Here is a 13,095-nt window from a genome sequence, read left to right as displayed (position 1 = left end):
GTTTTTTCATCTCCATCGACATCGTCGCCACGGGCTGGCCCCTTCCGGGGTAGCGCCGCAGCTCAATCTCCTGACCATATAGGCCTTAGCAGCATTATGCACTACCCCGACAGCATGACACCTCGCTAGAGTGCCCCCCTTTCCTGCAACAGTCGATGAAGTCGCTGCGCCAGGGTGCGGTAACCCTCGGCATTGAAATGCACCGCATCGGACTTCAGGGCCGGGTCTCGCAGCAACTCGCCGATGCTGTCGTTGTCCAGCACCAGCCCGTACTGATCTGCCAGCTCTTCGTAGAGGGGGGCGCCATCGGCAAACAGGGATTTTCGGGGCACCCCGACAAGCAGGATCTGGGCCCCGCTCCCCTGCACCGCCTCTATCATGGCGGCGAGATTGGCCTTGAGGGCCGCCTCTCCGCTGCCACGCAGGATGTCGTTGCCCCCCTCCAGCAGGATGACCAGAGCGGGTCTGTGCCGGGCCAGCAACCCGGGCAGGCGGGCCCTGCCGGCCTGGCTCAGCTCTCCGGACACCCCGCCATTGACCACGGGATGGCCGCTCAGGGTCGCCAGCACGCTGGGGTAGCTTTGGGACGGGCTCGCCCCGCGCCCCTCGGTCAGACTGTCCCCGAAGGCGAGCAGGGTCTCCCCCTGGGCCAGCGGTCTGAAGGTCGGCTCCCCGCAGGCCGTCAGCAACAGGCAGAGCAGCCCCGCCATGCAAGGTTTCGCCAGCATCCCCCGGTGTGTCATGAGCGCCTCCTTGATAGTTTTGTAACCATATGAGTATTAAGACAAACTTTTAATCAAGCTCCAAGTGTGACACATTTCGGCAGGTGAACAAGAAACCGACAAGGAGCCTGTCATGTCCCTCAAACCCCTCGGCCTGCTGGTCGCCCTCGGCCTGCTTGGCGGCTGCGCCTCCCAGGACGGCTTTCACTATGTCCCTCCTCCCCAGACCCTGATCGCCCCGGAAGCGGCCAGCGGCTGGATTGACAAACCCGGCTGGCAAGGCCGTGACTTCATGGTGGCGGCGGCCAACCCGCTGGCGGTGGATGCGGGCTACCAGATCATCAAGGCGGGGGGCAGCGCCGTCGATGCAGCCATCGCCGTCCAGCTGGTATTGACCCTGGTGGAGCCTCAATCCTCGGGCATCGGCGGCGGCTCCCTCATGCTGGTGTGGGACGGCAAGCAGGTGGCGGCGGTGGATGGCCGGGAAACAGCCCCCGCCGCTGCCACCGATCAGCTCTTCATGAAGGAGGGCAAACCCATGGCCTTCTATGAGGGGGTGGTGGGCGGGCGCTCCGTCGGCGCCCCCGGCACGGTGCGCGCTCTGGCCCTGGCGCACGAGCGCTATGGCAAGCTGCCCTGGGCCACGCTGTTCGAACCCGCCATCACCCTCGCGGAGCAAGGGTTCGTGATAAGCCCCCGCCTCGCCACCCTGCTGGCAAAAGATCCCTATCTGGCCGGGGATCCGGACGCCCGCGCCTACTTCTATCAGGCGGATGGCACTCCCAAGACGGCAGGTACCCGGCTCACCAACCCTGCCCTGGCCAGGGTGCTGCGAACCCTGGCCAGCGACGGCCCCGATGCCTTCTATCGCGGCCCGCTGGCCGAGGCCATGGTGGCCAAGGTGCACGCCCACCCGACCAACCCCGGGGTACTGAGCGCCGCCGATCTCGCCAGCTACCGGGCCAAGCTGCGGGACGGGCTCTGCTTTGACTATCGCCAGAGCGAGATCTGCGGCTTCCCGACCCCCTCCTCCGGCACCCTGGCCCTCGGCCAGATCTTCGGCATGCTGGAAAGCCGGGACATGGCCGCCCTCAAACCGGTACAGGGGGAGCAGGGCCAACTGGCCGCCTCCAGCGAGGCCATTCACCTCTACAGCGAGGCGGCACGCCTCGCCTTCGCCGATCGCAACCAGTACGTGGCCGACGGCGACGTCGTCGACGTGCCGGTGACAGGCCTGCTGGACAAGGGCTATCTGGCGCAGCGGGGGCACCTTATCGGCAACCGCTCCATGGGCGTCGCCCAGCCCGGCAACCCGCCCCGGGCGCTGGCCAGGGGCCGGGACGCCACCCCGGAGCTGCCCTCCACCAGCCACATCTCCATCGTGGACAAGAGCGGCATGGCGGTGGCCATGACCAGCTCCATCGAGGATGGCTTCGGCTCGCGGCTGATGGTCAACGGCTACCTGCTGAACAACCAGCTCACCGACTTCTCCTTCACCTCGGTGGACGCCGCCGGCCTGCCGGTGGCCAACCGGGTGGAGCCCGGCAAGCGCCCCCGCTCCTCCATGTCTCCCCTGCTGGTGTTTGACAAGGCAAGCGGCGAGCTGGAGATGAGCCTGGGATCCCCGGGAGGCTCGGCCATCATCAACTACGTGGGCAAGGCGCTGCTCGGCACCCAGGATTGGGGGCTCGACCTGCAGCAGGCCATCAACCTGCCCAATTTCGGCAGTCGCAACGGCCCCACCGAGCTGGAGCAGGGGCGCACGCCCGATACCGTGGTCCAGGGGCTCAAGGCCAGAGGGCACGAGGTCCTGCTTAACGAGCAGACCTCCGGGCTGCAGGGCGTCCAGCGCCATGCCGGCGGCTGGCTGGGGGCCGCAGACCCCAGACGTGAGGGGGTCGCCAGGGGAGAGTGATGCCCCTTCAGCACCCTCGTTCACCATGGAGGAGGCCAGCCTCCTCCATGCCGTGTGCTCATAGGTGTTCTCCCTTGCCTCCCAATATCATCATCGATTGATTATTCCTGCCAATTTTTCTTTAACCGCACACTCTTTTCACCCAATCGCAATGCATTAAAGATGCTTTTCATCAAAACCAACGCAAAAACTGGAACAGTGTTGCTCATGGTATATAAATGCATTACTTTTCAATAGAAACGGCATCTGTTGCCCTCAAGATTTCCCCTTGATACGGCCAACTTCTGTCTCTTTCGCCCCCTGCTCATTGACAGCTGCCCTCTTCGCCTTCGGGTGATCTGGTAGCCCCTGACTGCCATTAGCGAGGTGACGACATGGACCACTCACTCCCCCTTATCACCACCCTGGTAGGCGGCCTCGTGCTGGCCTACCTCTTCGGCATGCTGGCAAGCCGCCTGCGCATCTCCCCCATGGTGGGCTACCTCGCGGCCGGCGTGGTATGCGGCCCCTTTACGCCGGGCTATGTCGCCGACCTGCGGCTCGCCCCCGAGCTGGCCGAAATCGGCGTCATCCTGCTGATGTTTGGTGTCGGCCTTCACTTTTCCGTGAAAGACCTGCTGTCGGTGAAACACATCGCCATCCCGGGAGCCATCGTCCAGATAACCCTTGCGACCCTGCTCGGCCTTGGCCTCTCCCAACTGCTCGACTGGACCGTGACCGCCGGCCTGGTGTTTGGCCTGGCCCTCTCCACCGCCAGTACCGTGGTGCTGCTGCGCGCCCTGGAGAGCCGCGGCCAGCTCGACACCAACGAGGGACGCATCGCCATCGGCTGGCTCATCGTGGAGGATCTGGTGATGGTGCTGGCCCTGGTACTGCTCCCCATCCTCGCCAACCTGCAGCAGGGGGGCGAGGCACTGACCCCGGCCCAGGTGATGGCGGATATCGGCCTGACCCTGGCCAAGGTGGCTGCCTTCATCGCCCTGATGGTCATCGGAGGGCGACGCCTCATCCCCTGGCTGCTGGCCCGCACCGCCGCCACCGGCTCCCGCGAGCTGTTCACCCTGGCCGTCCTCTCCTGTTCCCTGGGCATCGCTTTTGGCGCCGTCAAGCTGTTTGGCGTCTCCTTTGCCCTCGGCGCCTTCTTCGCAGGCGTCGTGATGAACAGCTCACATCTGAGCCACAAGGCGGCCAACGACACCCTGCCCCTGCAGGACGCCTTCGCCGTGCTCTTCTTCGTCTCCGTGGGCATGCTGTTCGACCCCGTCATCCTGCTGCGCGAGCCCCTGGCCGTGCTGGCCACCCTGTTCGTCATCGTGATCGGCAAATCCGTGGCCGCCTTCGCCATCGTGCGGCTCTTTGGCCACAGCCAGCGCACGGCGCTGACCATCTCCGCCAGCCTGGCACAGGTGGGGGAGTTCTCCTTCATCCTGATGGGTCTCGGAGTCATGCTCGAGCTGGTCCCCGGAGTCGCCCGTGACCTGGTGCTGGTCGGCGCCTGTTTCTCCATCGTGCTCAATCCGCTGGTCTTCAACCAGGCGGAGCGCTGGCTGAGGCGCCATCCCGATCCACGCACCGATGGGTCACCTCACCTCTGCCCCTTGCAGGGCCATGTGGTGGTAGTGGGCGCCGACGAGATAGGTCAGCACCTCATCCGGCAGTTGCATGAACAAGGCAGGGAGATGGTGGTGATCGACACCGACGAGCGACTGCTGGCCCCCTGGCGCGCCATGGGGATCACCTGTCTGGCGGGCCATCCCATCCAGCAGGATCTGCTGACGGCGGCGCTGCCCAACGCCAGCTGGCTGCTGATCACCCTGGATGACAGCCTGCTGGCCGGTGAGATAGCCATCAGGGCGCAGGAATACGGCGCCCTGATGCGCATCGCCGCCTGTGCCCACCAGCACGAGGAGGTGCATCATCTGCGCGTGCGCGGCGTGCATCAGGTGGTCAAGAGCGAGGAGGAGGCTGCGCGGCGACTCTGTCACCTCGCCATGGAGATGGCCTGAAGCTCATCGGAAGTCACGAGTCCCCACGACGGGGCCAGACAAGCAGCCCGGGCCTGCTGCCCGGGCTTTTTGCATGACGGGGCGATACTGCCGTCCCCTCACAGCAGATCGTGCTTGTCCAGCAGGCGATAGAGGGTGGCCCGGGAGATATTGAGCGTGCGGGCCACCTCCTCGAGCTGATCGGGGAAGCGGGCCAGCGTCCGTTGCAAGGCCTGACGCTCCGCCGCTTCGCGCACCGCCTTGAGCGAGCCGTCGAGCAGCAGGCTGTCCATGTTGGTCAGCTCCATGTCATCGGCTTCGATGAAGGGGCCGCTGCACATGACCACCGCCCGCTGCACCCGGTTGCGCAGTTCCCTCACATTCCCCGGCCAGCCATAGGACTGCATGGCCTGGCGCGCCTTGCGGGTGAAGCTGAGCACCCGCCCGCCCCGCACTTCCGCCAGAATGTCATCGGCAAGGAGCTGGATGTCTTCCGCCCGCTCGCACAAGGCCGGGGTGCGCAGGCGCACCACGTTGAGCCGGTAATAGAGATCCATGCGAAATCCGCCGCTGGCCACCGCCTGCTCCACATCGATATTGGTGGCCGCGATGATCCGCACATCCACACGACGCGTCAGGTGGCTGCCCACCGCCTCTATGCACTGCTCCTGCAAGAAGCGCAGCAGGGTTGCCTGATCCTCCAGTGGCAACTCCCCTATCTCGTCGAGAAACAGGGTGCCGCCATCGGCGGCCTCTATCTTGCCTATCTTGTGGTGCTGTGCCCCGGTGAAGGCCCCCTTGACGTGGCCGAACAGCTCGGACTGGATGAGCTGATGGGGCATGGCCCCGCAATTGACCGCGACGAAGGGGCTCTCCTCCCCGAACGTGCTGTAGTGCAGCTCCCGGGCCACCAGCTCCTTGCCCGTGCCGCTCGGTCCCGTCACCAGTACGGGCAGGCGGCAATGCTGCAACCGCACGATCTGGTCGCGCAACTGGCGGATGGGGACGCTCTCCCCCTGGATGAAACGCAGCTGGGGTTGCAGTCGGGGGCGGTGTCGCCGGATGAGGCGCGCCATCCCCAGGGCATGTCCCAGGCTGTGGGAGAGCCTGTCTCTGTCCAGGGGAAAGGTGTGAAAATCATGAAAACAGGCTGCCAGCAAATTGCGAAGGGCTTCGCTGGCGAGACAGTCCCGCTGGATGAGGCCGATCCACAAGGCGCCGGAGTGCTGCGCAATCAGGTTGTAGAGGGCTTCGTGCTGCTGATGCTCGATCACCACCAGCACCAGGGGATAGTCCTTTTCCTGCAGTTTTTTCTCTGCCACCACCAGGGAGCTTGCCTGCTCCACCTGCCACTCGCCTTGTTCCAGCAGGCTTTCCAGTACGGCACATGAATTGATGAGCAACAATGCCGTTTCTGTCATAGGGACAACTCCTTGTTATCGCCACTGCACGAAGGAGTCTGACGACTTGTCCAGATAACTCCCTTTATCATCAAATGGCGCCATTTAATATGGCCAGACGATGATAACTATAAACCATCCCGCCTTTAGATTGATGGCACCACAATATTGAGACAGCCAAATTATCCGTGAGAAAAAATAAATCCATTGATAAATAAGCGCTTACTTGGCGACATAATATGTCGCTCTCAATATTGAGACGTAAAAACAATTATATCAAATAAAAAACAACTAAAAATCATATAGTTGTGAATTGGCATGGTCGTTGCTCTCTCCAATAAGCCCTCCTGGCATATGGAGACAGAACATGAAAATATATATTGCATTGGCAGCATTTCCTTTTCTGGCATTGGCCCACCCCTCAATGGCACAAAACCGGGTCGATCTCGGTGCTCAGGCATTGAGCAATATTCGTGGTTCCATGGGCGTCAATATGGTTGCCGGCAATAACAACCAACAAGGCAATCTTGCCGCCATCGCCATTTCGGGTCCGGCCGTCATTCAATTTGGTCAGCTGAATCAATCCACCACCAATCTGAACGGCAGCCAGAGCGTCGCCATCCTGGGCTCGGCCCTGAGCCAGAACCGGGGACTGGTCGGCATCAATCAGGGGGCGGGTGAGGGGAACCAGCAACTGAACGCCTTCGCCCTGTCCCTCGATGACAGCGGCCTGGGTGTCGTGACCGACATCAATCTCAGCTCCAGCGTCGCGAAGACCCCAGGGGGAAAGCCCCCCGCCAACACCACTACCAGCATCTATCTGGATGACACCGCCCTCACGGGCAGCAAGGGGGTCATTCAGGTGAACCAGGTCACGGGACAGGGAAACCAGTCAGTCAACATGGTTTCCCTGCCCCTGGCTGGCGCAGTAACGGCATCCCCATGATGCCGCAGGGATAGGAAGCCAGGCCCGGGGGTATCAGCCGATGGGCATATCTTCCGCTGAAAGTTCAATGGAGAGACTCATTATGCGTGGACTTATTTATAGCTCATTAGCCGCCGCGGTCATCATGGCCATGTCGGGCACTGCATCCGCCGATTACCGCGGTGACAGAGATGAGACAGGGGCAACCTTGACCAAGAAGGTCAAGGCAGAAGTCGATGTGGAATACGAAGGCAGGGTCAATGTCGGCGGCTACATCAACGTCAACAAACTCGGCATGGCCGTCGTGGACAACCAGCAGTCCAGTTCCATGATAGGCACCGCCAATACAAGAACGGAGAACACGAGCAAGATCGACGGCTCGTTCAAGGGTGCATCCGGTAACATCGGCGCCAACGTCGCAGCCGGTGACTCCAACGTACAGGGCAACAGCGCTTCCCTGGCCGCCTATGACGAGGTCGATGCCGAGTTCATCATGGGTCGTGGTCAACAACAACATGGCGCCCCTGGCGGATCGTCGGATGCCGAGGTCTTCTCCACCCAGAGCGCCAGCAACAACTGGACGACCAATCACGGCCATCAGAACAAGGCCGGTGTGGGCGATGGGGCCTTCAAGGATGCCGCAGGCAACATCGGGGTCAACGTGACCTCGGGCTCGGGTAACGTCCAGGCCAACAACATGGCAGCGTCCGTGTCCACCGGCAACATGGCCGTGGCCACCGTGGCCAACAGCCAGAGCGTCTCCAAGAACATGACCGAAAACCAAAGCCTGAGTGCAACCAAGACGGTTGACAAGGCGGGTGTGTTCCTCGGTCTCAAGGCTTGGGGCGATTACGAGGGAGGCGGTACCGGCCATGATGTCAAGAAAGGACATGGCCACGACAATGACAACGACAGGTACGGCAACAACAACCCGAAAGATGATGGCAAGTTCGAGTTCAAGGAAGAGGGTGACATCAAGCTCAGTGGGTACGCCGTCGGGTATATTCCCGTGGTCAACACCTACACCAGCCGCGAAACCTTCAACCGGGCAACCATCGATGGCGGCGCCTTCAACGGTGCCGTGGGCAACATCGGGGTGAACGTCTCCTCGGGGACCAACAACCTGCAAGCGAACAATCTCTCGCTGGCCGCAGGGTTTGCCAAGTAAGTCGGTGCGAGGGGGCCCAGTGCCCCCTTTTTCCCTGACACTGGAGGTCTGAATGCGCTGGCTGTTGCTGTTGCTGTGCTGTCCTGCCGTCTGGGCAGGCTCGGTGCCACTGGGGGAGCATCTCCCGGCGCTGGGGGATCTCAACAAACCGGTGCAGAGCATTCTGGAGCGCCGGTACGCCAACATCGAGCGCCAACATACGGATTTCAGCTGCGGGGCCGCCGCCGTCGCCACCATCTTGCGCTACGCCTACGGCCATGCAACCAATGAACGCTGGGTCATGGATGGCATGCTTGCCATGGCAGACCCGGAGCAGGTCAAGCACTACGGCTTCTCCATGCTCGACATGAAGCAGTACCTGCAAATGCTCGGCATGCGGGTCAGAGGGTATCGACTGGGCGATGAAAAACTGCGCCAGGTGAGGGTGCCCACCATCGTCCTGCTCAACATTCGCGGCTATCAGCACTTTGCCGTGCTGCGGGCCATCGATCGCCACGATCGCGTCTATCTGGCAGACCCGGCCCTCGGCAACCGGGTGATCACGTTCAAGGAGTTCAAGGAGAGCTGGAACGGCATCCTCCTCGCCGTCATCGGCGCGGGCTATCGTCCCGATGCCCCCCTTGCCAACCCCTCTCCCCCGCTCTCTGTCAGAGGCAAGGATGGGCTCTTCGCCCCGGTCAATGAAACATCCCTGCTGGAATTCGGTTTTCAGCACAAAGAGCTAATGTGAGGTCATCATGAATACCCGACCCGCCCTATGCCTCCTCTGCAGCCTGGGTGGCATCGCCTCTCCGCTGCTGGCAGCACCGGACCCGCTGGCCCATCTGTCAGACCACTTTGCGCCCGAACTGGCGGACGGGGAGCTGGCCCACCTGCGCGGCCGCTATGTCAGCAGCCATGGCATCAGCTACTTCGGCATCGAGTTCATCTCGTCACTGACCACGGCCCAGGCCCAGCAGACGGCGGCCATGAACCTGGCGCTGAGCATTGTGCAAAACAAACCCAAGCTGGATGTGCGCGTCAAGGATGAGGTCAAGCCCGCGGCCACGCCCGCCAAGGAGGCCCAGGTGCAGGGGGCCGGGCTGGTGCAGGTCGTTCAACTGGAGGGGAGCGGCAACAGCTCGGTCAACCAGACCGGTATTGAACTGACCACCCCCACCATGACGGGACACCTGGTTCAGGCGGGCAGCTACGAGCACCAGGGCGATCTTGGCACCGCCACTTATCGGGTCTCGGGGAATTATGCCGGCTTGCAACTACACTCTTCCGACGGCCGGGTCCTGCTGGAGCAGAGCCTGCGCGGTACCGACTTCAGCCGGGGGCTGCTGCAGTTCAACAAGGTCAGGGGGGACGGTTTGCAGACGCTCAATCAGACCCGCATCTGGTTTTCGCGCTGAGAGCAGGTGAGTTCCCGGGGCTGAACTATAAGAAAGGATGATAAACAACAAGGACGTATCCCGATGAAACAGTCTCGCATGCTGTTGATTGCCCTCGCCCCCTTCGCCTGCTGGGGGGCCACGGCCGAGGAGGAGGCCCTGCAACAACAGCTGGATCTCCTGCGCCAGCAACTGATCCAGCAAAACCAGGCCCTCCATCAGCTCCAGGCTCGCCTGGAGGCCGTCAAGGCCGCCGGTGCCACGACGGCAACCGCCGGAGCCGGGGCCGCCGTCGCCTCCACCCAGCAGGACGCCTCACGGCGCACGCCGGAAGTCGGCCGCAGCACCGAAGACCTGATGATCGAACAGCACAATGTGTTCGACCGCGCCCTGACCGTCGATGTGGGCCTCTCCTACCAGCACTACAACCGCAAGGATCTCGCCCTGCGCGGCTTCCTCGCCCTGGACGCCATCTTCCTTGGCGAAATCAACCTGGATCGGGTGCGCTCCGATCAGTGGACGGCGGATGTCATCACCCGCTACACCCTCAACGATCGCTGGCAACTGGAGCTGGCCCTCCCCTACATGTTCCGCAACACCAACTACCAGAGCACCGGCAAGGAGAACTCCAGCCGCGACTTCGAGGAGCAGAGCGTCAGCGATGGCGGTCTGGGGGATCTCAGCCTCGCCATCTACTACAGGGTCATGGCAGAGAGCGAGGATTGGCCAGATCTGGTGTGGAACTTCCGGGCCAAGGCGCCGACCGGCAAGGATCCTTACGGCATCGAGATCAACACCTCGGAATCGGGCAACCTGGTGACCCCCAAGGAGCTCGCCACCGGCAACGGGCTCTGGCAGCTCTCTACCGGCTTCTCCCTGGTCAAGACCATGGATCCCGCCATCCTGTTTGCCAGCCTCAACTATGGCCACAGCCTCAAGCAGGACTTTGACGATATCTCCTACCAGCCCGGCAACCAGCCCGGCAGCATCCAGCTGGGGGACTGGTATGAATATGGCCTGGGGGTCGCATTCGCCCTCAACGAACGCTTCAGCCTCTCCTTCAACATCAACCAGCGCGTCACCATGGAGTCCGAGCAGGGGTCCGAAGGCTTTGCCATGGAGAAGGTCACCGGCTCCGATGCCAACGCCGCCAGCTTTGGCATGGGGTCGACCTGGGCCATCACCGACAACCTCTCCATGGCGGTCAACTGGTCTGCCGGGCTCACCACGGACGCACCGGACTACACCATCGGGATCCGCTTCCCCTACCGCTTCTAGCCCCGTCAGGACCCCGGCAGGTTGACGGCAAAAAAACGAGGGAGGCATAACGCCTCCCTCTTCTTGTTGCCGCCAGCCTGCCTGGCGGGCCACCTTGTCATCACACCCCCAGTCGATCGCGCAGGGTGTACCAGGCGGCGCCGGCGGCGGTGAAGGGGATGCGCAGCAGGCGGCCACCCGGGAAGGGGTAGTGCGGCAGCCTGGCGAACGCATCGAAGCGCTCCGCCTGACCGCTCAGCACCTCGGAGAGCAGCTTGCCCGCCAGATGGGTACAGGTGACGCCGTGGCCGCTGTAGCCCTGCATGTAGTAGATGTTGTGACCGATGCGGCCAAACTGCGGCAGGCGCGACAGGGTGAGCAGGAAGTTGCCGGTCCAGGTGTACTCCACCTTGACGTCGGCCAGCTGCGGGAAAGTCTTGAGCATCTTGGGGATGATCAGCCGCTCGATGTCCGCCGGATCCCGCGCGCCATAGACCACGCCGCCGCCATAGATCAACCGGTGATCGCCGGAGGTACGGTAGTAGTCGAGCAGGTAGTTGCAATCCTCCAGACAGTAGTTCTGTGGCAAGAGTGAACGGGCCCGCTCCTCTCCCAGCACTTCGGTGGCGATCACCTGGGTGCCGCAAGGCATGCTCTTGCTGGCCAGTTCCGGCACCAGATTGCCGAGGTAGGCGTTGCCGGCCACCACGATAAAGCGTGCCTTCACCGCCCCTTTGGCGGTCTTGACCAACGCCGGCTGACCCGGAGTAATGCTGGTGACGGCGGACTGCTCGAAGATAAGCCCCCCCTGCATGCGGATGGCTTCCGCCTCCCCCAGCGCCAGATTGAGAGGGTGAATATGGCCGCCGCTCTTGTCCAGCAGGGCGCCGACGTAGCGATCGCTTGCGACCACCTCGCGCACCCCGTCGGCATCGAGCAGCTCCAGCTGGTCGTTGCCCCACTTCTCCCAGCGCGCCTTCTGCGCCTTGAGCTCGTGCAGCTGCTTCTCGGTCTCGGCGGCGAACACCCCGCCCTCCTGCAGATCGCACTGGATGTTGTAGCGTTTGATCCGCTCGCGGATGATCTGGCCCCCCTCAAACAACATGGAGCCGAGCAGCCTGGCCTGATCCGGCGGGCAGTTCGCTTCGATGGTGTCGATGTCGCGGCTGTAGGAGTTGACGATCTGGCCGCCGTTGCGGCCGCTGGCGCCAAAGCCGACCCTGGCCGCCTCCAGCACCACCACCTTGTACCCCTTCTCCACCAGATGCAGCGCACTGGAGAGGCCGGTGTAGCCTGCGCCTATGACACAGACGTCGCACTCCAGCTGCTCGGTGAGCGTGGGATAGGGCGCGTGTTTGTTGGCACTGGCTGCGTAGTAACTGTTTACATGTTCGGTCATGATCCCTGTTTCCTTACCGGTTCGTTTCCAACACAACGGGTTGTTCACATTAAAAGCTGGCCGGGGTGTGGGCGCTGACGATGCGGCAGACCTGCCCCGAGGGATTGCTGAAACTGTGGGGCTCGCCGGTGTCGATGACATAGCTGTCCCCGGCGCACAGTTCATAGGTCTGGCCGGCCAGGGTCAGCAGCACCGACCCTTCCAGCACGGTGCCCACCTCCTCCCCCTGATGCTTCACCACGCCGCCGGTGTCGGTGCCGGGGGCATAGGTCTCCAGCATGAAGCCGAGCTGGCGCCGATTGTTGCCGTTGTGCACCAGCTTCATGGAGACCCCCTGGCTGCCGAGCTCAATGAGCTGCTCCGCCTTGATCACCACGCTGGGCGTGCTCGCCACCTCCTCTTCGGCGAAGAAGCGCGACAACGGCAGCTCGTAGACGCTCAGCAGCTTTTGCAGGGAGGCCACCGAGGGGCTCACCTTGTTCTGCTCTATCATGCAGATGGCGCCGTGGGTCAGGCCGCTCAGCTCCGCCACCCGGCGCTGGGAGAGCCCGAGCTCCCTGCGGATCCGGGCGAGCCGCTCCCCCATGTTTCTCTCGTGCTCCGCCAGGGGGTTGTCCGTCATGGTCCGCCACCGGACCTCGCCACGGGATTGCTCCATCGCCCATCTCCTTCCATGGTCATTCGAATACCTGGTGCAGCCTGGTCAATATAGTGAGTCAGGCACGTCAGCCCCGTTCACTATCCTGCACAACCCAGAGCGTTCATTATTTTGCACACTCTGCGCGATGAAAACCGCTACAATCGCGCTCACAGCCCCATTTCTAGCATGTGACGCCCCGTCCACTCAAATATATTTAACACTTGAAAAACATTTCGGCTCATTTTATGGTCGTTACGTGCTTATTATTCTATACGGCGGTGCCCACATAAACGCGCCACCCAGACCCA

11 protein-coding genes are annotated in these 13,095 nt (G+C 62.6%); 7 read left to right on the top strand and 4 right to left on the bottom strand.

Features of this window, described 5'->3' with window-relative positions:
- Positions 1-125 precede the first annotated feature (125 nt).
- On the bottom strand, positions 126-743 hold the full coding sequence (locus J9893_RS13225) for a GDSL-type esterase/lipase family protein (protein ID WP_210600579.1): 618 nt from the start codon (positions 741-743) through the stop codon (positions 126-128).
- Positions 744-855: 112 nt separating this feature from the next.
- On the opposite strand from J9893_RS13225, the gene ggt reads away from it, so the two are divergent.
- Positions 856-2,637, top strand: a complete 1,782-nt coding sequence (gene ggt / locus J9893_RS13220) for a gamma-glutamyltransferase (RefSeq protein WP_210600578.1) — start codon at positions 856-858, stop codon at positions 2,635-2,637.
- A gap of 374 nt (positions 2,638-3,011) precedes the next feature.
- On the top strand, positions 3,012-4,643 hold the full coding sequence (ybaL, locus tag J9893_RS13215; RefSeq protein ID WP_139737264.1) for a YbaL family putative K(+) efflux transporter: 1,632 nt from the start codon (positions 3,012-3,014) through the stop codon (positions 4,641-4,643).
- A gap of 98 nt (positions 4,644-4,741) precedes the next feature.
- On the opposite strand, the gene J9893_RS13210 is transcribed toward ybaL, so the two are convergent.
- The gene (locus J9893_RS13210; RefSeq protein WP_210600577.1) at positions 4,742-6,043 is read right to left on the bottom strand and encodes a sigma-54 dependent transcriptional regulator; all 1,302 of its coding nucleotides are present in this window, start codon (positions 6,041-6,043) and stop codon (positions 4,742-4,744) included.
- Positions 6,044-6,389: 346 nt separating this feature from the next.
- Here J9893_RS13210 and J9893_RS13205 point away from each other — a divergent pair, with 346 nt between their 5' ends.
- The 5 genes from J9893_RS13205 to J9893_RS13185 all read left to right on the top strand — a co-directional run bounded on the left by J9893_RS13205 (position 6,390) and on the right by J9893_RS13185 (position 10,769).
- Positions 6,390-6,968 (top strand): hypothetical protein, encoded by a 579-nt coding sequence (locus J9893_RS13205; RefSeq protein ID WP_234929129.1) that lies wholly within the window; start codon positions 6,390-6,392, stop codon positions 6,966-6,968.
- A 187-nt stretch (positions 6,969-7,155) separates the two neighbouring features.
- Positions 7,156-8,115: a hypothetical protein gene (locus J9893_RS13200; RefSeq protein ID WP_010673558.1), complete on the top strand. Its 960-nt coding sequence runs from the start codon at positions 7,156-7,158 to the stop codon at positions 8,113-8,115.
- Positions 8,116-8,167: 52 nt separating this feature from the next.
- Positions 8,168-8,845, top strand: a complete 678-nt coding sequence (locus J9893_RS13195) for a C39 family peptidase (RefSeq protein ID WP_039039335.1) — start codon at positions 8,168-8,170, stop codon at positions 8,843-8,845.
- 7 nt (positions 8,846-8,852) lie between these two features.
- Complete coding sequence (locus J9893_RS13190) at positions 8,853-9,512, top strand: hypothetical protein (protein ID WP_010673556.1); 660 nt, start codon at positions 8,853-8,855, stop codon at positions 9,510-9,512.
- Between the two features lie 63 nt (positions 9,513-9,575).
- A complete protein-coding gene (locus J9893_RS13185; RefSeq protein ID WP_042864210.1) occupies positions 9,576-10,769 on the top strand; it encodes a transporter in 1,194 nt (397 codons plus the stop codon).
- 100 nt (positions 10,770-10,869) lie between these two features.
- On the opposite strand, the gene J9893_RS13180 is transcribed toward J9893_RS13185, so the two are convergent.
- Together J9893_RS13180 and puuR are read right to left on the bottom strand one after the other, a co-directional pair.
- On the bottom strand, positions 10,870-12,147 hold the full coding sequence (locus tag J9893_RS13180; RefSeq protein WP_210600576.1) for an FAD-binding oxidoreductase: 1,278 nt from the start codon (positions 12,145-12,147) through the stop codon (positions 10,870-10,872).
- A 49-nt stretch (positions 12,148-12,196) separates the two neighbouring features.
- Positions 12,197-12,805, bottom strand: coding sequence for an HTH-type transcriptional regulator PuuR (gene puuR / locus J9893_RS13175; protein WP_029314011.1), 609 nt, complete (start codon positions 12,803-12,805; stop codon positions 12,197-12,199).
- Positions 12,806-13,095: the final 290 nt, after the last annotated feature.

Source organism: Aeromonas sp. MaB10011B (assembly GCF_017939325.1).
GTDB lineage: Bacteria > Pseudomonadota > Gammaproteobacteria > Enterobacterales > Aeromonadaceae > Aeromonas > Aeromonas caviae.
Note: the sequence above shows the minus strand (reverse complement) of the source record. Positions and strands in the feature narration are given on the sequence as shown.

Bases quoted from the DNA above. Each gene is read 5' to 3' on its own strand.
- J9893_RS13195 (WP_039039335.1), top strand. From the start codon at position 8,168: ATGCGCTGGCTGTTGCTGTTGCTGTGCTGTCCTGCCGTCTGGGCAGGC.
- puuR (WP_029314011.1), bottom strand. From the start codon at position 12,805: ATGGAGCAATCCCGTGGCGAGGTCCGGTGGCGGACCATGACGGACAAC.
- J9893_RS13205 (WP_234929129.1), top strand. From the start codon at position 6,390: ATGAAAATATATATTGCATTGGCAGCATTTCCTTTTCTGGCATTGGCC.
- ybaL (WP_139737264.1), top strand. From the start codon at position 3,012: ATGGACCACTCACTCCCCCTTATCACCACCCTGGTAGGCGGCCTCGTG.
- J9893_RS13180 (WP_210600576.1), bottom strand. From the start codon at position 12,147: ATGACCGAACATGTAAACAGTTACTACGCAGCCAGTGCCAACAAACAC.
- J9893_RS13185 (WP_042864210.1), top strand. From the start codon at position 9,576: ATGAAACAGTCTCGCATGCTGTTGATTGCCCTCGCCCCCTTCGCCTGC.
- J9893_RS13190 (WP_010673556.1), top strand. From the start codon at position 8,853: ATGAATACCCGACCCGCCCTATGCCTCCTCTGCAGCCTGGGTGGCATC.
- J9893_RS13225 (WP_210600579.1), bottom strand. From the start codon at position 743: ATGACACACCGGGGGATGCTGGCGAAACCTTGCATGGCGGGGCTGCTC.
- ggt (WP_210600578.1), top strand. From the start codon at position 856: ATGTCCCTCAAACCCCTCGGCCTGCTGGTCGCCCTCGGCCTGCTTGGC.
- J9893_RS13210 (WP_210600577.1), bottom strand. From the start codon at position 6,043: ATGACAGAAACGGCATTGTTGCTCATCAATTCATGTGCCGTACTGGAA.